7 protein-coding genes are annotated in these 24,554 nt (G+C 37.4%); all 7 read right to left on the bottom strand.

The window, feature by feature from the left end:
* Positions 1-113: 113 nt before the first annotated feature.
* Entirely contained in the window at positions 114-4,541 is a 4,428-nt protein-coding gene (locus tag V6C71_01330) for an amino acid adenylation domain-containing protein (protein HEY9767131.1), read from the bottom strand.
* Between the two features lie 60 nt (positions 4,542-4,601).
* Complete coding sequence (locus tag V6C71_01325; GenBank protein ID HEY9767130.1) at positions 4,602-9,353, bottom strand: amino acid adenylation domain-containing protein; 4,752 nt, start codon at positions 9,351-9,353, stop codon at positions 4,602-4,604.
* Between the two features lie 74 nt (positions 9,354-9,427).
* Entirely contained in the window at positions 9,428-12,748 is a 3,321-nt protein-coding gene (locus V6C71_01320) for an amino acid adenylation domain-containing protein (GenBank protein ID HEY9767129.1), read from the bottom strand.
* A 37-nt stretch (positions 12,749-12,785) separates the two neighbouring features.
* Positions 12,786-17,366, bottom strand: a complete 4,581-nt coding sequence (locus tag V6C71_01315) for an amino acid adenylation domain-containing protein (GenBank protein ID HEY9767128.1) — start codon at positions 17,364-17,366, stop codon at positions 12,786-12,788.
* Positions 17,367-17,408: 42 nt separating this feature from the next.
* Positions 17,409-18,410 carry a TauD/TfdA family dioxygenase gene (locus V6C71_01310; protein ID HEY9767127.1) on the bottom strand — a complete coding sequence of 334 codons (1,002 nt, stop codon included), beginning with the start codon at positions 18,408-18,410 and terminating at the stop codon, positions 17,409-17,411.
* A gap of 43 nt (positions 18,411-18,453) precedes the next feature.
* Complete coding sequence (locus V6C71_01305) at positions 18,454-23,262, bottom strand: amino acid adenylation domain-containing protein (protein ID HEY9767126.1); 4,809 nt, start codon at positions 23,260-23,262, stop codon at positions 18,454-18,456.
* Between the two features lie 42 nt (positions 23,263-23,304).
* Complete coding sequence (locus V6C71_01300) at positions 23,305-24,549, bottom strand: glycosyltransferase (GenBank protein HEY9767125.1); 1,245 nt, start codon at positions 24,547-24,549, stop codon at positions 23,305-23,307.
* Between the last annotated feature and the right edge of the window lie 5 nt (positions 24,550-24,554).

The following is a 24,554-nucleotide window of genomic DNA, read 5'->3' as shown; positions in this document are numbered from 1 at the left end:
CTCAAGTCCTGTTTGTTGAATAATTACACTTTGGTGATGATGAATTAGGTATGTTTGTTTATAACTTTCGCCTCTTCTCGTCTGTGCCTCTGCGCCTCTGCGCGAGATTCTTTTCAATTACTCATAACTGGTGGTCGTGAGGTATCAAGAAAACCATTTTCCCTCAGATAAGATAAATAAGTACGTAGTAACTTCTCATCCGTCGACGGACAAGAAATCGCAGTATTTTTTAAGGCTTGCAAAGTGTTTTGACAATTGAATTGTAAAGGGAGTAAGTTTTCGCGAGCGCCTGAAAAAGACAGCAATGAAATCAAAGGATATAAAGGATGTTCTGGCTGATTTTCAGCAATTTCAGCTAATTTTATTTGCCATTGTTCCTCAGAAAGCTCTTTTAGCTCATAACCAAAATCACGAATCAGATTAGTTAAGATATTTAAATCGAGGCGATCTCCTTCGGCAGTGCGCTCCGCGCAATCGCCATTAACTAAATGGAAAGCTTTATTTAGAGATTGTGGTTGCACAGAGATACTAACAATTGCTTGGCTGACGTAATCTACAGGTACTAAACTATCTAACAAATCTCCTTGAGGGATGCAACCTAACTGGATACAACCAATCAGCAATCTGTACAAGAAATCATTAGGATTAAATACTCCAGTTTTACTATGTCCCGATATACTTCCAGGGCGATAAATAGTAACAGGTAAACCGCGATCGCGAGCAAGAGTAACTAATTTATCAGCAACCCATTTACTTTGAGCATAGCCGCCTTCTGGTACTCCAAAATCATCGATTTTAGAGGTGGCTGTAATTAAGCGATCGCCAGAATTATTAACTCCAGAAAAAACACTAATGGTGGAAATAAAATGGACTGGTTTAATTTTATTAATGCTAGCTAATCGTAAGATTTCCTTGGTACCCAAGACATTAGCTGCTTTGAGTGTTGAATAGGGAGTAGTATGATGTACCCAAGCACCATTGTGGTAGATGAGATCGATTGATTCTGCTAGAGATTGGAATTTTGCTTCTGAAAGTCCTAAAAACGGTTGAGATAGATCGCCAATAATGGGAATAATTCTGAAACTAAAAACATCTTGCCACAGAAGATAATTGACTAAAGATTGCTCGATCTTATCTTTGCCTGTTTCCAGATTATTAGCACGTACTAAACAATAAATATTGGCTTCAGTTTGCTGTAAAAGTTCGGATAATAAAAATGCCCCTAAAAAACCCGTTGCACCCGTCAGAAAAATACTGTTAATTGAATCTGGATATTCAAATTGACGATCTTGAAGAGAAATAGTGCAATCTAAAACAGCCTCCTTATTTAACTCCAAACCCAGTCTCCCAGTCTCCCCGTCTCCTAGTCTCCCCGTCTTTTTATTTTCTAGTTTCTCGACAAAATCAATCAAAATAGGTGCGTCAAACAAAAACTGGAAAGGTAAATCTATTTTAAAAACAGCACGGATACTGGCAAATAAACGCACTATTAATAAAGAATGTCCGCCCAGATCGAAGAAATTATCGTAAATTCCCACTTGGGATATAACTAAAACTTCCTGCCAAATTTCTGCCATTTGTTTTTCCGTATTAGTCCGAGGCGCAACGTAATCTAATTTAGTTACAGGATTAATTAAATCTGGTGTGGGTAAGGCATCCCTGTTGATTTTGCCATTATTGGTTAAGGGGAAAGAATCCAAAGTTACAAAAGCAGCAGGAATCATGTAGTCAGGTAAATGTGCTTGAAGATACTGACGTATTGTTTTAACATCAATAACTTTGTTAGGTTTGGGAATAGCATAGGCAACAATGTGTTTATTTCCCGATCGATCTTCCCTTACGATAGCGATTGTTTGACCAATATCTTCGTGACTAGCTAATAAAGCTTCAATTTCACCTAATTCGATGCGGAAACCCCTAATTTTTACCTGATGGTCGATACGCCCCAAATACTCTAGTTCTCCGGTAGATGAATAACGCGCCAAATCCCCAGATTTATATAATCTAGATTTTGAGTTGTTACTAAAAGGATCTTTGATAAATCTCTCTTGAGTTAACTGTTCGCGATTGAGATAACCCCGCGCTACACCTGCACCAGCAACATACATTTCTCCCACAACTCCAATAGGAACTGGCTGTAAATAGCTATCGAGTAGATATAACTTTAAGTCAGGAATCGGACAACCAATAACGCTGCTCTGATGATTAGTATCTGCTATGGTAAGTGGACGGTAAGTAACGTGTACGGTTGTTTCAGTGATGCCATACATATTTACTAGCTGCGGCTGGCGATCGCCATGCCGTTCAAACCAGGGTTTCAAGCTGTGTATCTCTAATGCTTCTCCGCCGAAAATAATCAAACGCAAATTTAACCGAGAATTTAGATTTGAGCGTTCGTCTATCTGGATTAATTGTGAAAAAGCTGAGGGAGTTTGGTTTAATACTGTAACTTTCTCGTCTAGGAGAAGCTGATAAAAACTATCGGGAGATCTGCTTACTAAATAGGGTACTATTACCAATTTTCCGCCATAGATTAAAGCACCCCAAATTTCCCAAACTGAGAAATCAAAAGCATAAGAATGGAATAGCGTCCAAACATCATTATGGTCAAAATTATACCAATCTTGAGTAGCAGTAAATAAGCGAACTACATTATAGTGATCCACTAACACTCCTTTAGGGTTTCCTGTCGAACCAGAGGTATAAATTACATAAGCGAGACTGTCTGGATTGACATGGCGAGTGAGATTTTGCTGCTGTGATCGTATAATTGTTTGCCATTGGGTATCTATTGCTATAACTCTAATTGACTGCTGTCGTATTTTGTCTTTTAGAGGTTGTTGGGTTAATACGAGAGAGATTTGAGCATCTTGGACGATATAATCTAAGCGTTGTTGGGGATAAGCTGGATCGAGAGGTAGATATGCACCACCAGCTTTGAGAATAGCTAAAATCGCGACAACTACTTCTAGAGAACGTTCTAGACAAATACCAACAATGACTTCTGATTTGACTCCGATACTTTGTAAATAAACAGCTAACTGTTCGGCGCGTCGATCTAATTCTTGATAAGTTAATTGTTGGTTTTGGGAAATTACGGCTATAGCATCGGGCGTTTTGGCTACCTGTTGCTCAAATAATTGATGAATACAGAGATTATTTTTGTAATTAACTCGATTATTATTTTGATCGATTAATATTTGCTGTTTTTCAGCATTTGTGAGGATTGATAAGTCTGCTAAGTTAGCTTCGGGTTTAGCAACAAATTCTGCTAACAAATGTTCTAAGTGTCCCAGTATTCTCCTAACAGTAACAGCATCAAAGCGAGCGCGATCAAATAAAATTTCTAAAAATAACTCATCGCTTAATCCTGCTGAAATAGCCAAAGGATAATTAGTTGATTCTATCGACTTAATTTCTTCAATCTGCATTTGACTAGCAAATTTGGCGATTGAAGTATCTACAGGATAGTTTTCAAAAACTAAAACACTTTCAAACAGGGGCAAATTTTTGGGTACATCACTCCATTCCTGTACCTGCACCAAAGGAGTGTATTCATATTGATGTGCTTCAATTTGTTGATTTTGCAGTTTTTGTAGCCAAGGAATTAGGGATTCGTTAGCAGGTACTTTGACTCGGACTGGTAGGGTATTGATAAATAAACCCACCATTGATTCAGATCCTACTAAATTAAGCGGTCGACCAGAGGAAGTTGCACCAAACACAATGTCTTCTTGACCACTGTAACGACTCAAAAGCAAAGCCCAAGCACCTTGCAAAATAGTATTGAAAGTCAATCTATGCTTTTTGCCTAAAGATTGTAATGCTGCTGTAGTTTCAAAAGATAACTTAAGCGAAGCCTCTTTCGATTCTTCCTCAATCTCCCCTGGAAAAAGGCGGAAAATAGAAGTAGGTGCGGTAAAACCTTGAAGTGCTTTTTGCCAGTATGTCTTAGCTTGAGATAAGTCTTGTTGTCGTAGCCAAGCAACATAGTCGGCATAAGGGCGACTTGGCGTTAAAAGTAAATGTTGACCTTGAGATAATGCTTGATAGTTATCTAATACTTGTTTTAAGATCAAGGCGGTTGACCAGCCGTCTAAAATTAAATGGTGACAACTCCAAATAAATTGATAAGTGTTGTTAGCTAAATGAATCAAACTCAAGCGCATTAAAGGTGCTTGGTTAAGATTAAAACCCTCTTGTCGATCCTTTTCTAGCCAAGCTTCTAATTGTTCTCGTTCATTATTTTCGATCCCGAAGTCTCCTTGTCTCCATTCCCGCCAGGGTAATTCTACTTGTTTATGTACTACTTGAAATGGTTCATGGTGTTGTTGCCAATGAAAAGAAGTTCGTAAAACACAATGTTGGTTAATTACTTGTTGCCAAGCTTGTTTAAAAGCAGGTAGGTTAATCTGGTTATTAAATTGATAGCTACTTTGAACTACATAAATTCCTGTTTGGGGTGCATTCAGGGTATGAAAAAGTATGCCCTGCTGCATGGGTGTCATGGGATAGATATTTGCAATATTTTTCTGATTCATAATAGATAGTTATTTCAAGAATTTTTACCAATCGTCTGTAGAGGCGCGAGGCTTGCGCCCTCAATTATCAAGTTCTGCAAGTAATAAATCTAGTTCTGCTGAATCGAATTGCATTTGAGGAAAGTCGGAAGGGGTATAGCCTCCAGAGTCAGGAGATTGACAATGGTATATCAGCGATCGCAATTTATTGAGTGAGTTTTCTGCTAATCGCTGAATTGTTGTTTCTCGATATAATGCTTGGCTATAAGTCCAATCCAGAAATAGTTGACCGTTGGCGATCGCACTATTAATTTCAAGCGAACAATCTCGATGTCCTCTCAGACTTTGATTATTACCAGTAGATTCGCTTGCGGGTTGAAAAAAGGGAGATTTGTTGGTTATTTGGTCTAGTTGCCCTAAATAGTTAAATCTGACTTCTGCTTGGGGCAATTTCTCTAGCTTTTCCTTAATTGATGCGTCATGACTTAAATAGCGCAGTACGCCGTAATTAATGCCTCGGTAGGGAATGCTACGGAGTTGTTCTTTAATAGTTTTTAAAGTTTCTCCTGGATGAGAATTGTTGCCTAAATCCAATAAAACTGGGAATATAGTCGTAAACCAGCCTACTGTACCAGATAAATCGACATTGGCTGAGATATCTTCTCTTCCATGCCCTTCTAATTCTATTAGCAGAGAATTAATATCCGTCCACTCTTGAAAAGCCTGCACTAAAGCAGTAAGTAAAACATCATTAATTTGAGTTTGATATGCTGATGGTACTTCCGATAATAGGGCTTGTGTTTCCTCTGCTGTAAGGGTTACAGATACTGTAGTAGCCAAAGCAACTGTATTATCGCCCCCAAGAAAGTCTACAGGTAAAACCTGAGATTTATCTCGATTCGCCGTTTTCTCAAATAAATTCAACCAATAATCTAATTCTTCCTTTACTGATTCAGATTGAGCATATTTTTGCAGTTGTTTGGTCCAATACTTATAAGAAGTAGTCTTAGCTGGTAGCTGAACCGGTTCTCCTTGACTTAATTGTTGATAAGCAGTTTCTAAATCTGCCAATAAAATGCGCCAAGAAACCCCATCAATAATCAAATGATGAGCAATAATCAACAATCGGCTAGATTGTTGTCTACCCAAATCAAACCAAACTATTTTGATTAATTGCCCTTGATTTAGATTAAAACTACTCTGTAGTTCGGATGCGATCGCTTCTATTTCTTGTTTTTGTCGATCCTCAGATAATTGTGACAACTGATAACTGTGTAAAGGCGGATGGCTATCCACCCCTGTCGAAATCGCACCTGACCAACCAGATTCGGTTTGAAAAAAACGCGATCGCAATATGTCATGATGTTCCCATAGATGTTGTACAGCTTTTTCTAACAACGTTGGCTGACAATTGCGTACTTTTAAAATTACTGATTGATTCCAATGGTGATTAATGAAATTTTGGGCAAAAAATCTCTGTTGAATGGGAGTGAGGGGAAAAGTACCCGTTACAAAGCCTTGTTCTGCTATCTGCGTTGTGGTTGTATTAGCGACTGTCGCTAAATAGGCAATAGTTTGGGCTTGAAAAATCTGTTTGGGAGTTAATTGTATACCTGCATCTCTAGCTTTGGCAATGACTTGTAAACTTAGAATAGAATCCCCACCCAATTCAAAAAAGTTATCGTCGATGCCGATGTTATCTACTTGTAAAACTTCAGTCCAAATATTGACTAGAGTAGATTCAATTTGATTGCTGGGAGTTACTGTGAACTGGCGATCGATTTTTATCTCTGGTATTGGTAAAGCACGGCGATCTATTTTGCCGTTAGGTGTTAGTGGGAAAGAATCTAAAAAGACAAAAATCCCAGGAATCATGTATTGTGGTAGTCTTCCTTGTAAATAACTACGCAGTTCGCTAGTTGCGGGAGGTTGTTCTCGACTAACTAAATAAGCAACCAAACGCTGAGTATTAGTTTCATATTCTCGAACTTCGACTACAGCTTCTTTGATTTGGCGATGTTCTTCGAGTTTGGTTTCGATTTCCCCTAATTCCAGCCGAAAACCCCGCAGTTTTACCTGGTTATCAATACGTCCTAAAAATTCAATCTTGCCGTCGGGGAGATAGCGGGCTTTGTCTCCTGTTTTGTAGAGTTGAGGAGAGTGAGGGGCTGTAGAGGGATAAAAAGGATTTGGAATAAACTTTTCTTGAGTTAATTCTGGACGATTGAGATACCCTTGGGCTAAACCTGCACCACCTATATAGATTTCTCCTGGTATGCCAATGGGAAGTGGTTGTAAATTAGCATCTAAAATATATACTTGAACATTACTAATCGGTTTACCAATAGAATTAATTGGTTGTTCTTGTTGGGGACATAACCAATATGTAGTATCTATTGTGGCTTCGGTAGGGCCATAGAGATTGTATAGTTGGCAGTGCTTTAATTGATTATAAAAACGTTGTTGTAGTTCCCAAGGTAAAATTTCACCACCACAAAATACTTTTCGTAAAGATTGACAGTTATTGAAGGCAATATGTCTATTGCCCCTATTTTCTTCTAACAACACTCGCAGCAGAGAGGGAACTAATTGAAGGATAGTAATATTTTCTTGAATAATTAACTCGGTTAAATAATCAGGATCTTGATGTCCGTCTGGTTTGGCTAAAATTAATGTTCCGCCTACTAACAAAGGTGCGTAAAATTCCCATACCGAAGCATCAAAACTAAAAGGAGTTTTTTGTAAAAAGCGATCGCCCGAAGTGAATGATAATTCTGTTTGCATCCACAACATATGGTTGCAAAGGGCGCGATGGGGAATCATTACACCTTTGGGTGTTCCAGTCGAACCCGATGTATAAATTACGTAGGCTAAACTATCACCGGTAGCGATGTTAACTGGATTAACAGGGGAATTTTGCGCAATATGTTGCCATTGTGTATCGAGACAAATAGTATTTGCTGGAGAATTAGAAACTAAATCGAGTAACTTTGTTTGAGTTAAGAGAACTGATAAATTGGCATCTTCGATCATCAACCGCAAACGTTCTGGAGGATAATTAGGATCGAGAGGTACATAAGCACCACCTGCTTTGAGAACGGCTAACAAAGAGATAACCATTTCTAGAGAGCGATTCAGACAAATTCCGACCAAGATATCTGGTTTGACGCCATTTTCTTGTAAATAATCAGCTAATTGATTAGATTTGCGGTTTAATTCTCTATAAGTCAACTGAAAATCTTCAAATACTACAGCTACAGCATCGGGAGTCTTGGCTACTTGTTCGGCAAATAGTCGATCGATAGATTTATCCAGCGAATACTCAGCCTGAGTAGCATTCCACTCTACTAATAATTGTTGTTCCTTTGCTGTTAATAAAGGCAATTGAGCTATCGGCTGTTGTGGATTAGTCACAATACCCGTCAACAAAGTTTGAAAATGCACACTCATACGGGAGATCGTATCGGGATTAAATAAATCGGTGTTGTATTCCCAACAAGCCTTTAATTGTGTTTCCGTTTCTTCAATTAACAGGGTGAGATCGAACTTAGTAGTTTTAGCTTCTATCTCTAAAGATTCCCAGGTTAAGGCTGGTAGTTCAATGTTCGACTGTGGGGCATTTTGCAGTACAAACATTACTTGGAATACAGGTGTATGACTGAGATGGCGATCGCTTTTAATTGCGTCTAACACTAGATCGAAGGGTACATCTTGATTAGCGTAAGCTGATAGAGTGCAATCTTTCACTCTGGCTAGTAACTCGACAAAAGTGGGATTTTCTGCCAAATTAGTCCGCAATACCAAAGTATTAACCAAAAAGCCGATTAAATCTTCTATATCTGTGCGATTGCGATTAGCTATGGGCGAACCAACTACTATATCTTCAGTGGCAGTGTAGCGGGATAACAGCACTTTAAACGCTGCTAACAAAATCATAAATAGAGTACAATTTTCCCGCTGACTGAGGGTTTTAAGGGCGTTGGTCAGTTTGCCAGAGATAACAAAAGCTTGTTTAGTTCCTCGATAAGATTGAATATGAGGTCGAGGTTTATCCAGAGGTAAAGGTAAAACCGAGGGAATATCCGCTAGTTGCTGCTGCCAAAAATCAAGTTGTTTGGTTAATACCTCTTTCTTTAACCATTGACGCTGCCAAATTGCATAGTCGGCATACTGAATGGGGAGTTGAGGTAAAACTGAAGAGCGATAACCTTTCAGGTACGCTCCGCGATCGCAAGTTAGATTTTTATACAGGGTGATTATTTCGCTGACTAATATATCTGTTGACCAACCATCACTAACAATATGGTGCATGGTAAAGATTAAGATATACTCCGCATCCTCTAAACGAAGTAAACAGCTTCTGAGTAAGGGTGGTATTGCTAAATTGAAAGGCGTTTGTGCTTCCTTGTCGATAAGTTTTTGCGCCTCTACTTCTTTTTCCTTAACTGACAGGTTACTTAAGTCGATGATTGGTAAGGTAAGGTTTAGTTCTGGTTCTATTATCTGTACTGGTTGTCCATCGATGCTGCTGAATTTGGTTCGTAAGCTTTCATGGCGTTGGATAATTTGGTTAAAACAGCTTTCTAGAATAGATACATTCAAAGAACCTCGCAAACGCAAAGCCGAAGGGATATTATAAAAAGGATTATCTGGTTCTAGCTGTTGTAGAAACCACAAGCGTTGTTGGGCGTAAGAAAGTGGTAAGTTATCGTTAGTTTTGCGTGGGGGAATAGTTTCTGTAGTAGATGCTTCTATGCCTTCTTCTTCTAGCAACAATGCTAATAATTCTAATTTTTCGGCAGAAAAGTCGTTTTTTAAATCTATTTTATCCATCTTATGTAAATTTGCTAAAATTATCTGTGTTTATCTGCGTTCATCGGCCAACATCAGTTACTCACACAAAAGGTTTATTTTAAAGCTGCTTTGGCGGTGTCTTTTCTCTGCTGAAGTAGTTGTTTTGCTTCTTCTGGAGACAGATTGGCGATTTTTTGGAGAATTTGCGCTCGTTTTGCCGTAACTCCTGGTTTAGCTTCTCTTTCGATTAGAGTTTGGGCTAATTGCGCTACTGAAGGCGATTCAAATAAACAGCGTATCGGTAGTTCGATCGCAAAAGCTTCGCGAATACGAGAGATGACTTGGGTAGCTAGTAAAGAATGTCCGCCTAAATCAAAGAAGTTATCGTGAATGCCAACTCGCTGTAGATGAAGAATTTTTGCCCAAATTCCAGCTAAAATTTCTTCGATCGCATTTGTTGCTGGAATATAGTTATTAGTTGAATCGAATGTTTCTGTCGGTATTGGCAAGGATTTTCTGTCTATTTTGCCGTTAGCCGATATGGGGAGTTGTTCTAGAAAAACAAAGGCTGAAGGAATAGCGTATTCTGGTAGTTTTTCTCTTAAAAAGTTGCGTAACTGTAGTTTTGTTCGGGAATTGTCGATCTGTTGGGATTGAGGAACAATATAGGCTACTAATCGTTTGTCGTCTGGGTTGTCTTCTTTAATGATAACAACGTTTTCTTTTACTAAAGAATGTTGATTTAGGATTGTTTCAACTTCTCCCAGTTCGATCCGAAAACCTCTAAGTTTTACTTGATTGTCAATGCGTCCTAAAAATTCAATGTTACCATTGGAGAGATATCGCGCTCGATCTCCTGTTTTGTAAATTAGGGAATCGAGAGATGGTTGGACTGAGAAATAATTATTATTACTGTTAACTAAACAAGGATTATTGATAAACTTCTCTTTAGTTAATTCGGGACGATTTAAATAACCTCGTGCTACTCCCAATCCACCGATGTAAAGTTCTCCAGCAACACCAACAGGGAGCGATCGCATTTGAGGATCTAAAATATAAAGTTGTGTATTAGCAAAAGGTTTGCCAATGGGAACTAATTGTTCGGGCGATATTTTGCCTGTATCTTTGGCAAAATAAGTACTGTCGATCGTAGCTTCAGTTACGCCGAAGGAATTGATTAATCTGGTTGTTTTTCCGAGAAATTGTTGAAATTGCACGTATTCTCTGCCATACCAACTATCTGAACCGCAAATAACTAGATCCATATCTAGTTGCTGTTGAGTTTGTTCTAAATACTGCATTAGATTTCGCAATACCACTGGGACAAATTCAGCGCAGTCTATTTGATGCTGTTGTATGAGTTGATTAAGTTTGTCGGCTTCTAGCAATAAGTCACGGGGACATAAAACTAATTTTCCTCCAGAACATAAGGCGCGAACCAAATCCCCAGTAAAGACATCAAAGGAAAAGTTTGCCATCTGGAGATGATTTTTGAGTGAACTGAGTTGATAAGCCTCTGACCAAGCAAAGTAAGCATTAACTAAACTGGAATGATTGACCATTACCCCTTTGGGTTTACCTGTCGAACCAGAGGTATATATAGTGTAGGCGAGGTTGTCTGGTTCGGGGTTGTGGGCTAAGTTGGTATCTGCTTCTTGAGTAATTAATTCCCAGTCGCTATCTAAACAAATTACTTTCCCTGAATAATTATTCAACCTTGGTAATAAATGCTTTTGCGTTAGCAGTATTTCACAACCACTATCTTGCAGCATAAAGGCTAATCTTGGTTCTGGTAGATTTGGATCTAGTGGTATATATGCACCTCCAGCCTTGAGAATACCCAAGATAGCACTTATCATTACTAAAGAGCGATCGCTCTCGATCCCAATTAAGATGTCCGCACCTACTCCTAGTTTTTGCAAATAGCGGGCAATTTGGTTGGCTTGTTGATTTAGTTGTTGATAGGTAATATGGCGATCATTATAAACTACTGCGACTGCATCAGGTTGTTTCTCTACAACACTTTCAAATAACTGATGGATGCACTGCTGGAGTTTGTTTACGGCAATTGTGGTAGAAGTTTGATTGAATGCTAATAGTTGTGATTGTTCGGCTACGGTTAATAGAGGTAAATCTACTACCTTGGTTTGGGGTTTAGTTATCATGCCTTCAAGTAAGGTTTGTAAATGCCCCAGCATTCGAGTTACAGTAGCAGCATCGAAGCGACAGGTAGTATAGGCGATCGCAATTTCTAATTCTTCTCCTGGTATAACCGTAACAGTTACGGGATAGTTGGTATGGTCAAAAGCTGTGACACTCTCAATGGTTAAACTTCCTTGCTGTTGTAAAGTGCGATCGATTGGATAGTTTTCAAAGACTAAAATACTTTCAAATAAGGGTAAGCCTCGCGGTACTTCACTCCATCCTTGTATTTCTACCAAAGGACTATATTCATAGTGGCGAATTTCTAATAGTTGAGTTTGCAGCTGCTTTAACCAGCTAAGTAAACATTCTTCCGCTTCTATTTGTACTCGCACTGGTAGAGTATTGATGAACAATCCTACCATTGATTCCGCCCCTGTAAGATTGGTAGGACGACCAGAAACCGTTACTCCATAGACTATATCCGTCTCGCTACTGTAGCGATGTAAAAGTAATGCCCAAGCACCTTGAATTATCGTATTTAAGGTTAATTGATTTTCTTTAGCCAAACTTTTCAATGCTGCTGTAGTTGCTGAAGATAGTTTGAACGATGCTTCGTCCCGTTGTCCTATTTCCCCGTCGCCTTGTTTTCCCACTCCAAGGGGAGTAGGAGTTTTAATTCCTTGGAGTGAGGTTTGCCAGAATTGTTGAGCTTGAGATAGATCCTGTTCTTGTAACCAAGCAATATATTGTCTATAGGGAATTATTGTGTCTAAGCTGGGTTGTTTTGATTGGCAGAGAGTTTGATATATTTGAACTACTTCTTGTAAAACTAATGCCGTTGACCAACCATCTAAAATTAAATGGTGTTTACTCCAAACAAAGTAGTAATCATCTTCAGCACAACGAATTAAATGCCAGCGCATTAAAGGTGCTTGAGCAAGATTAAAACCGACTTTTCGCTCTTTTTCTAACCAAGCCGCTAATGTTTCCTCGTCTTCAAGTCTCTTAGTCCCCCAATCTTCAAACTGAATGCTAACTGGGACTTGTCGATAAACAACCTGTAGGGGTTTTTCTAGTTTCTCCCAATGAAAAGCAGTACGTAAAACCGTATGTCTGGCGACTACCTGCTGCCATGCTTGTTCAAAAGCTTTTACATTAAGATTGCCTCGTAAGCGATAGCCAAGCTGGATACAATAAACTCCTGTTTCTGGTTCGCAGATGCTGTGAAACAGAATACCCTGTTGTAGGGGTGATAACTGGTAAATATCGGCAATATTTTCTTTATTCATCACTTTGTCTGTCAATTGTTTTTCATTTCTCGTTTATTCAGCCTAGGGTTGCCAAAAACTGGTCTAGTTGTTGTTGATTCAAGTTGGCTTGAGGAAAGTCTGAAGGAGTGTAGCTTTCTACTGCAAGCGATCGCAAATTAATCAAATCTCGTAGCCTGTGAATAAATGATTCGGCTAGATTTAAAACCGTCTTGTCTCGATGTATTTGAGAACTATAAATCCAATCTAGTTTTAATTTACCGTTGATAACATAACCATTGATATTGAATAAATAGCGACGTTTGCCCAAGGGACTACGAGTTGCGCCATCTGATTCTGAAGCTAATTTAAACCAATCACAATCGGCTACAAAGCGATCAAATTGCCCTAAATAGTTAAAACAAACTTCTGCTTGAGGCATAGCGGCTAAAGCCTGAGATACTGTTTGATCTCGGCTGAGATAGCGAAGTATGCCGTAACCAATTCCGTGATTAGGTATCTGATGTAATTGCTCTTTAATTGTTTCGAGCAGATCGTTAGCTGAATTAGCTGGTTCTAAGTGCAAAAGCACTGGAAAGACGCTAGTAAACCAGCCTACAGTACGCGATAAATTTAGATCGGGAAAAATATCTTCTCGTCCGTGTCCTTCTAAACTGACTAATAGCTGAGATTCTCCCGTCCATTCAGCAAAGGCTTTTACTAAAGCAGCTAACAAGACATCATTAATTTGAGTATGATAAGCTGCGGGTACTTCTTGTAATAGAGCTTTGGTTTCTGTTGCGCCCAGACATACAGATACAGTGCGGGCGACAGCTTCGGTATTAATACCCTCTGCATCATCTACTGGTAGAGGCTTAATCTGTTTTCTTGAGATGCAACACCAGTAATTTAATTCAGTTTTCAGTTGTTCGGTTTGTCCATATTCTTGTAAACGTTCAGCCCATTGTTTAAAAGAAGTTGTCTTGGGTGGTAACTGTATTGTTTGACCTCGATCTAATTGTGCTAGAGCGGTTGACAAATCTGCTAGCAAAATGCGCCAAGAAACACCATCAATAACTAAATGATGAATCACAATTAGTAAACGGTTGGGTTTGTTTTTACCCAAATTGAATAGAGTTATCTGGATTAATTTTCCGGCTGACAAATTCAAGCTAGCCTGTAGTTTTATACAAGTTGTTTTGAGCGCAATATTTTGTTTAGCTTCTGAAAGATGAGAAAAGTCTACTTGGGTAAATGATATTTCTGGGATAGATTCACTAATTTGAGATTGCCATTTTTCAGTGTCTTGGTGAAAATGCGATCGCAATATATCATGATGCTGTAGTAAATGGTTTATTCCCTCTTCTAACTGTCTGGGGTCAATTTCTCGTTGTAATTCCAGTAAAACGGATTGATTCCAGTGATGAGGTTCGGGTAAATTTTGCGCAAAAAAGCTGTGTTGAATAGGAGTTAAAGGCATCGCACCTATAACTAAACCTTGTTCTGAAGTAAAAGTGTGATTAATTTCAACAACCGCAGCTAATTTAGCAATAGTTTGATGTTCAAAAATCTGTTTGGGAGTTAAGCGTAAACCGATTTGATTAGCAAGAGCGATCGCTTGAATACTAATTATTGAATCTCCACCTAGTTCAAAAAAATTGTCATGAATACTAACTTTTTCTGTTTCTAAAAGTTTTGCCCATATTTGGGTTAGTGCGGTTTCGACTGAAGTACGAGGCGCAACAAATGCGGCTGATTCTAAATCAATTGTTTCTGGTAAAGGTAAACTGTCGCGATCGATTTTGCCGTTGGCTGTTAATGGGAAAGCCTTCAGTTGCATGAAATGGGAAGGCAGCATATATTCGGGTAGTTTTTGAGTTAAGAAATTACTTAATTCGGCAACTATTGCTGATTCAGCGACAAAATAGGCGACAAGATACTTATTGCTTGAATTTTCTCTAACTGTTATTACTGCATCCCGTACTTGTGGATGTTGACGCAATACTGTCTCTATCTCTCCTAGTTCGATACGATAGCCATGTAGCTTAATTTGATTGTCGATACGTCCTAGAAATTCTAGATTTCTATCTGGGAGATAGCGTGCCTTATCTCCTGTTTTATATAATCTTGGATTTTGTAGAACAGAGTTTTGGAAAGGATTAGAAATAAATTTTTGGGCAGTTAATTCAGGTTGGTTAAGATATCCTCTCGCGACATTAGCGCCACCAATATAAATCTCTCCTGCCACACCGATAGGCACTGGTTGCTGATGTTTATCTAATATATAAATTTGGGTGTTGCCTAAAGGACAACCCAGTAGGGGCAAACGACTGTTTGCCCCTACAGAATCAACGCGATTTATTAGTACCCCGACAGTAGTTTCCGTCGGGCCATAATGATTAAAGATTTGACAATCTGGTGCTAGCTTATCTACCCGATCGACTAATCTCCAGGTTAGAGCTTCTCCACCCAAGATTAAGCGTTGGCGAGGTAAAAGTTTGGCTGCATCGGCAGATGTAAGTAAAGCAGATAGGTGAGAGGGAACAATTTTGAGACAGTCAATCTGATGCTGACTAAAATAGTCAGCTAGGGCGATGGGATCGGTTGCCTTTGACTCGCTAACAATGTGCAAACAGCCACCAGTACACAAAGCACCAAAGATAGAGGTGTTACCCAAGTCGGCTGAGAAGGTGGAAACTGTGGCAAAACTAGCAGCTTCTGGTAATTTTAATTTGGCTAAAATACCACTAAGATAATTAACTATTTGTCGGTGTTCGACGGCGACTCCTTTGGGTTTTCCTGTCGAACCAGAAGTATAAATAACGTAGGCTAAGTTTTGGTAGCTAGGGAGCTTAATTTGTACTTTATTTGTCCTATTTTCAGCTAAATATTGAATATCTGAGTCTAAATATACGATCTGGATCTTATCTCTAATTACACAGGGTTTAAGTTGTTCTTTGAGATGTTGTTGCGTTAATAATATTGGCACTTGGGCATCTTGCAACCTAAAAGTTAATGCTTCGATGGGTAAATTGGGTTCTAGAGGTAAATAAGCAGCACCTGCTTTAAGAATGCCAAGAATTCCAATTACTATGTTTAGAGAACGTTCGACACAAAGGGCAATAATAGTTTCTGGTTTAACTCCTAACGATATTAAATAGTGAGCAATTCTGTCAGCTTTGGTGTTTAATTCTTGATAGGTTAATTGCTCATTTTCATAAATAACGGCAATGCGATCAGGGGTATTTTTTACTTGTGCTTCAAACCAATGATGTAAGCATTGATAAGGAGATAGAGGAGTAGCGGTTTGATTAAATTCAATTAATAGTTGTTGCCGTTGTTGAGGACTAAGAATATTTAATTTATCGATCGCAGTTTCGGGATTATCTACGGTACTTTGTAATAATGTTTGAAATTCTGAACCCAAGCGCTCTATGTCTTGTTTATCAAACAAGTTGACATCGTAATGTAATTGGATCGTGAGAGAATTATGGTAACGCCAACCAGCAAGTTTCACTTTAAAGCGATCGATACAGGCTGATACGTTTTGAATCGTCCAGGTTAAATTATTAGTCTGATATGTATTACCCTGAGAGTTGAATTCAAAGGCAAAAGGTAGGAACAAGTTATTATATAGAAAATACTCTTGCCATTGGTTGATTTCATCAATCTCTCGATCTAGTTGAGCTAAAATTTGAGAGAATTTTAAATCTTCTGCTAGTTCAATATTGACAGGAATATATTTGGCTAATAATCCTACTACTGGTTTTAATTCTTCATAATTTCTATTATCAAAACAAGTTTTAACTGCCATCTGTTTATTGTCGGTTAAACGCCATAACAATATATGCCAACAAGCCATTAATAAAGTAGCCACAGAAAGATAATAATTTTGCGCTACTGCTTCGATTTTGGTTGCTAAATTTGGCTCGAGATTAAGGCTAATAAATTTGGGGCTAAATTGCAGTTTAGAATTAACTTTTTTTTCACTGGGAAGTTTATTAATAGTAGAATTAGCTAAATTTTTTTGATACCAATATTGTCTACCTGCTTCAGCTTCTGGTGCAGCTAATAATTCATTTTGCCAAGCAGCTAAATCGGCATATTGTAAAGGTTCATTATTTATTGATTTTGCTGCTAAACAATTTTGATACGTCTCATTAATTTCTCGGACGAGATTATAAAAAGACACTGCATCTGCACCAAGAGCAGAAATTGCGATCGCTAAAATATTTTTGTCTTGATTTAATTTAATTAAAGTGGCATAGAAAACAACACCTTGCTCTAAATCGAATGAGGTTTGATTGAGTTGAAAAATTATTGCTTCAATTTTATCTTGTTGTTCTAGTGTATTGAAATTGCTAAGGTCATAATAATTTAAGAAAAAATTATCTCCACGACAAATAATTTGCACGGGAATAGTTAAATCCGCGATCGCTTTCAAACCAGTCCGTAAGATTTCATTATTTTGAATAACTTTTTTAATAGCTTTTTCTAAAATTATTTCATCTAAATTACCTTCAATCAAAATTGTTCCCGTAACTCGATAATTTTTACTTTCTCCTGCTTGCTGTAACGTCCATAAACTTTTTTGTTGAGGAGAAATTTCAAACCCTGCGCTACTTAAATTTTCCATTTTCACTTCTTCATTTACTTCCATTACTTTGTTCAATATTCATGTCCATTTATCATTGTTCAATGCTCAATGTCCCGCCATACCAACTAAAACTTTTCTCGAACCAAGAAAAGGATTTCTTCCATGAGCAAATAACATATTATCTAGCATTAAAATATCCCCTGCTTGCCAAGGAAAAGTAATCGCTTCTTGTCGATAAATATCGTTAATTTCTTCGATAATTGAATCTTCAATAGGTGTTTCATCTCCATAAAAAGCATTGCGAGGTAAATCTTGTTCTGACATCATTGACAGTAAAGATTTGCGAATCTTGAAAGGTAAACTAGCAACATGAAACAAATGAGCTTGATTAAACCAAACTATCTCTTTAGTTGTGGGGTGAGTAGCAACAGCTTGGCAAACTTGGCGGGTTCTTAAATGATTTTCACCGATCCATTCAAATTCAATTTCAGCCTGGCGACAATAACTTTCTACTGCCGATTTATTATTAGTTTGAAAAACATTTTGCCAGTCTAAATCTAATCCTTTGCCGTAGTTACGGACATACATAACTTTTTGATCGATAAATCTTGCTTTAATTTGAGCAGGAATTTTGTTAAATACTCTTCGACTATCTGCAATCGGTGTTTCTCCACCTTTTCCTGCTGGTTCAACACAATAAAACCAAATTTTCATTGGCCAGTTACGGGCATAAGACATTTCATTGTGTAGAGGAATAAATTGTTCGGCGGGATATTCAGTTGAAGTATAGATTTTTCCGTTGACTAAGGTACGGGGTGTCGAACGATAGGAATAATCAACTAATTCTCCCGAAATAGCTTGAATAAATTGCTCAAATTCTGTTTGATAGTCTAATTGAAAGTAGCGAAATAATAAACAACCATATTTTAATAATTTATTTTCAATCCAACTACGATTATTAACAACCCAATTAATTAAATCTAGTTCGCTTATTGTGGGTTTAATTACTAGAATTAATTGCTTGTTTTGTTCGATGAACTCAGTTTTGATTAAATTTTCCGGAGTAAAATTAACTGATTTTCGTCTAATATTTTTTAAATCAATCATGGTTGTATTTCCTCTGCTTTTGCTAAAAGTGATTCGTCAGTAACTACGGGTTGATTGTTTTGCGTTTAAATTGACTTAATTGTTGAATTTGTTTCTTTTTAAAGCGATCGCTCTCTAATTTTTGCTGTCCGCGTTCGGTCGTCATAACAACTTTTAGTAACTCGTTCAACCTAAGTTCTGGCTGTTCGATAATTAAACCAATTAATATTTGCAATCTTTGTGCCATAACTGCGATCGCACTCTCAGAAAATAAGTCTTGTTTATATTCAAAAAAACCCGTAATTTCCGACTCAGTTTTAGTTAAATCTAATTTAAGAGCGTGGCGTACCATTCCACTTTCAACATCTAGTAAACTTAAATTCAGTCCTGGTAATTTCAAGTCAGCAGTAGGTGCATTTTGCAACACCAACCATACTTGGAATAAAGGAGAGCGATCGCGATAACGTTCGGGTTTTAATTCTGATACTAATTTTTCAAAAGGTAAATCTTGATGGGCGTATGCACCCAAGGCAACTTCTCGAACTCTTTGTAATAATTCTTTAAAACTTGGATTGTTAGATAAATCTGTTCGCAACACTAAAGTGTTAACAAAAAAGCCAATTAATCCTTCAAGTTCGCTACGGTTACGATTAGCAATCGGAGAACCTACTAAGATATCTTCTTGATGGTTATAACTATAAAGTAAAGTATTGAAAGCTGTTAGCAGAGTCATAAATAAAGTGACTCCTTGTTGCTGACTAAAAATTTCTAACTGCTGAGATAACTTGACAGTTAAAGAAAAAGTATATTTCTTACCAATATAAGTTTGTTCTCGACGAGGTTTATCTGTTGGCAATTCCAGTATTGTTTTAGCACCCTGTAACTGTCTTTTCCAATAAGCTAACTGACTCTCTAAAACTTCCCCTTGTAACCATTGTTGTTGCCAGACAGCAAAGTCTACATACTGAATTGGTAATTCTGACAGTGGTGATGGTTTTCCTGTAGAAAAAGCTTGATAAAGTGCCGATATTTCTTGAATAAATATCCCTGCCGACCAAGCATCAGAGATAATATGATGCATAGTCACTAATAGAATATGTTTTTCTGTTTCCAGTTGTAAAAGAGTCAGTCTTAATAAAGGTGCTTGAGTAAGATCGAAGGGTTCTTGGGCAGCGATTTTTTCTAATCTTATTACCTCTACTTGACGTTCTGTTTCTGATAACTTTTGCAAATTTATAACTGTTAAAGGAATCTTTAATTTAGAGATAATTTTCTGAATAGGTCGATCATCTACAAATTCAAAACTCGTCCGCAATATCTCATGTCGTCTGACAATTTCGTTAATGCTATTGGCAAGTGCTTCTAGGTTAACAATCCCTTCCATTAATAAAGCATTAGAACCATTATAAGCAGTAGAATCTAGTTCTAATTGCTGGAGAAACCAGAGTCTTTGTTGAGCAAAAGAGAGTGGCAAATCAGTATTTCTATAAACTGGTTTTAAAGGCACAGATTCTAATTGAAGCTGGCTATTTATTGCCGTTTCTATTAGTTGAGCAAATTGTGCTACTGTTGGGGCTGTAAATAATTCCCGCAAAGGAATCTCTACTTGCAAAGTTTTTCTTACCTGGGAAATTACTTGCGTTGCTAATAAAGAATGTCCTCCCAATTCAAAGAAGTTATCCTCAATGCCTACTTGAGTCAGATTAAGGATTTGCGCCCAAATTCCTGTCAATATTTCTTGAATAGGTGTAGTGGGGGCAGTATAGTTATTTTCTATAGAAGTAGGTGCTACCTCGAGAGTAAATAAGCTACGACGATCTACTTTGCCATTAACAGTTAAGGGTAAGGCATCGATGAATACAAACGCATTGGGAATCATGTACTCTGGTAGCTGCCGATCTAAAAAGCAACGTACTTCCTTCATCGATGTTTTTGATTGCTGAAGTACGATATAGGCTACTAAAGACTTTTGTTCTTCCTTAACTAGTACTACTGCTTCTCTTACTCCTGGATGTCCCGATAGTACAGATTCGATTTCGCCTAACTCAATGCGAAAACCCCGCAGCTTTACTTGATTATCTATACGCCCTATGTATTCTATATTTCCCCACCCTAAAGGACGCGGAGCAGTATCCTTTAGGGTGGGGAAATATCGTGCCTTATCTCCTGTTTTGTAAATTAGGGAATGGGGAATGGGGAATGGGGAATAATTATTATTACTGTTAACTGAAAAAGGGTTTGGAATAAACTTTTCTTTGGTTAATTCGGGACGATTTAAATAACCTTTAGCGATACCAACTCCACCAATATACAATTCACCAGGTACACCAATGGGAAGAGGTTGGAGATGATTATCGAGTATATAAATTTCTGTATTAGCGATAGGCCGACCGATAGGTACGGTAGCCAGCATATTGCCGCGATCCAATTGCCGTTCTCTCCTACATTCTGGTTGACATTGCCAGTAAGTCACATCGATCGCTGCTTCTGTAGGGCCATAAAGATTATGCAGTTCGCTATCTAATCTGGCAAAAAATCTTTGTTGTAGTCCAACGGATAAGGCTTCCCCACTACAAATAACTCGCTTGAGGCTGGTTAAGCTTTCTAATCCTGGTGCTGCTAAAAAGATTTGCAGCATCGAAGGCACAAAATGTATAGTAGTAATGTTATGCTGTGCTATTTGTTTGACTAAATAAGTACTATCTTGATGTCCTCCTGGTTTGGCTATTACTAAACGTGCGCCTGTGGTTAAAGTCCAAAAGAATTCCCATATCGATACATCAAAGCTGAAAGGGGTTTTCTGCAATACCGAATCGGCGGTAGTTAGTTGATAGGTTTCTTGCATCCATAGCAGACGGTTACAGATTCCTCGATGGGTGTTCATTGCACCTTTAGGTGTACCTGTAGAACCAGATGTGTAGATTACATAGGCCAGAGATTCAGCGGTGGAGTGATTAATCGGATGAGTTTGGTTTTCTTGAGCGGTATTTTCCCAGTCTGTATCAAGACAGATAAGTTGCGATCGATTAGAAAACAAACGCTGACTGAGATGTTGTTGCGTCAGAATAATTTTTAGTTCTGCATCTTTTAAAATAAAGTCAATCCTTTGCCAAGGATAACTTGGATCGATTGGAAGATAAGCACCGCCAGCTTTAAGAATACCTAAAAGTCCGATGACCATTTCTAAAGAACGATCTAAGCAAATACCGACTAAAACATCCTTGCCTACTCCTAGCTGCTGTAAGTAATTAGCTAGTCGATCTGCTTTATGGTTAAGTTCACTATAGGTAAGATTTTGGTCATCAAATACTACTGCTACTGCATCGGGTGTTTTAGCTACCTGGGTTTCAAATAACTGATGCAGACATACATCTAATTGGTAATCTCTTTTGGTATCGTTCCATTCAACTAATAGTTTATTTCTTTCTGATGCTGTTAATATAGGTAGCTGAGAAATATTAATAGTAGGGTTGGTAGTAATTCCTGCTAATAAGGTTTGAAAATTCGCTATCATTCTTTTGATAGTGTCGCCGTGAAATAAATCACTACTGTATTCTAAAAATCCAATTAATTCTTCTTGGGTATCTTCGATATATAACGTTAAATCAAATTTAGCAATGCCATTATCTATAGGCAAAGGAGTTATCGTCAAACCTGGTAGTTGTAAACTCAGTAATGGGGTATCTTGAAAAACAAACATTACTTGAAATAAAGGATTGGCAGCCTGCGATCGCTCGGGATGTAGTTCTTTAACTAACTCTTCAAAAGGTAAATCTTGATGATTGTATGCAGCTAAAGTAGTAGCTTTTATCCGTTGTAATAATTCTAAAAAACTCGGATTGCGATCGAGATTAGTTCTTAAAACAATAGTATTAATAAAACATCCGATTAAACTTTCTGTTTCAAGGCGATCACGATTGGCAACTGGAGTACCGACTAAAATATCTGTCTGTTGACTATAGCGATAAAGTAAGGTTTTAAATGCAGCTAATAGCAACATAAATAAGGTTATATTTTCTTGTTTGCTTAAGTTTTTTAGACTTTTGGTAAGCTGCGGAGAAAATCTAAAAGTTTCTCGCTTACCTTGAAAAGTTTGCTGACTAGGACGAGAATAATCTGTAGGTAATTCTAAAATTGGTGGTGCATTTTTAAGTTGTTGTTTCCAGTAATTTAACTGTGGTGTAATTTTGTTTTGAATAAATTTTCTATGCCACAGGGCAAAATCTCCATATTGAATTGGTAATTCTGCTAAACACAAAGCCTTATTTTGAGCCAAAGATTGATAGAGTGTTGCTAATTCTCGATAAAAAACGCTCCAAGACCAACCATCAGAAACAATATGATGCATGGTAACTAGCATGAGATGTTCTTGTTCTGACAAAGAAATAATAATAGTCTTTAACAACGGTAATTGTTCTAAGTTAAAAGCTTGACAACAATAATTATTAATTATTTCTGGAAGTCGAGCTTCTTGTTCGGGTTTTGAATATTGTTTTAAATTTATAACTGGTACAGATATTATTAATTCTGGCGCAATATTTTGAGTTACTTTTTCATCAATAACTTCAAAACAGGTACGCAAAACTTCGTGACGCTGAATAATTTTATTAATGCTTTTTTCGATAACAGCGATGTCAAGAGTACCTATAAGTTTAAATAAACTTGATTCATTATATAAAGGTAGTTCTGGTTGTAATTGATGTCCAAACCATAATCTTTCTTGCATCAAGGATAATAAGACAGGATCGGATGCTTTTCTTTTAGCGATCGCATTAATTATTTCTGAATTGGTTTGTTTTCGTTTTAACCGTAACTCCAAAAGTTTTCTTTGTTCTGGAGATAGTGCGGCAATTCTTTCTTTAATACCACTCATAATTTTAAAAAGTTAATTAACTATCGGCAAAAGCCTAATTTTTTATTTAAAATAACCATTGAAAACTTCAATTGCTTTATTTATTCCATCCTCTAATTGAACTTGTTTAGCGATATTTTTTACTCGTTGCTGAATTTGTTCATCGCCAATAACTTTTTGAATTGCACTAGCTAACTTTTTTGCTGATATTGTTTCTTTTTCAGGCAATAAAGCAATACCTAAACCATACTTTTCTATTTGCAGTGACCAAAAAGCTTGATCGTTATCACTTTGATAAGGAATTACCACCATTGGTACTCCAGCCCGCAAACAACTATGAATTGTTCCACAGCCACCATGATGCACCGCTACAGAAACTTGAGGAAATAACCATTCATAAGCAATAAATCCTTGAACATAAAATATTTGCTCTGATGCTTCGATTTCCGAGTCATCATTATCTAAGCCATGAACAATTATTCTCTGTTTAGTTAGCTGACAAATTTCCCTTACTAATTCTGTTCCTAAAGTTTCTTGATGCCAAATATTACTAATATATATCGGAGGCTCACCAGTCGATAAAAAATCGATTAAATCTTGAGGCGCTTCCCAGGTTTTAGATGGCTCTAAAAACCAATATCCAGTAACATGAATATAATCATTATCCCAATCTGCTGGTTGAGGTAAAAAAGCCGAACTATAACTATATAAGAAAGGTATTTTTTCTCGCTTCATTCTACCTACTAAGCCTTCCGAAAAAGATAGTAGAGGTAATTGTAATTTTTCCTGTCGCCAACGATTAATTGGTTGGCGGATATATTGCCAAAAAATTTGGTCGAATACAAGATAACTTAACCAGTTGTAAATACTCCCTTTCGATTTGCCATCAGTTACAAAAGGATGAGGGAAAGCTATAGTTTGATGATGGGGTTGAGGTGATACTGCAAAGCAAGGAATATTTAATTTTTCAGCAATATAATAACAGGGATATGATGGCCCATTAAAAATAATTGCTTCGGTATTTTGACAAACTCGCCATAGTTCATTTAATAAACTATTTTTGGGTAATTTTATTTGATCGCTGTTTTGAATAATCGTAATAAAAGGTTGACGATTTATTAAAATTGGACTTTCTGCTGCCTCCCAATCTATTGGTAAACATTCTAAGCCCAAACTTTCAATAAATTCTTGCTCCTCAATATGAGTGGCAAACTTAACTGAATGACCTGCTTTTTGTAGTCCTAATGCCAAGGCAGCACAGGGAATAAAATCTCCTTGTCCTCCCCAAGCAACAACTGTAATATTCATAATTA

Origin of the sequence: Coleofasciculaceae cyanobacterium (assembly GCA_036703275.1) — a bacterium.
In the GTDB taxonomy this organism is placed as follows: domain Bacteria; phylum Cyanobacteriota; class Cyanobacteriia; order Cyanobacteriales; family Xenococcaceae; genus Waterburya.
The sequence above is the reverse complement of the archived record's forward strand: the minus strand, read 5'-3'. Positions and strand labels throughout refer to the sequence as shown.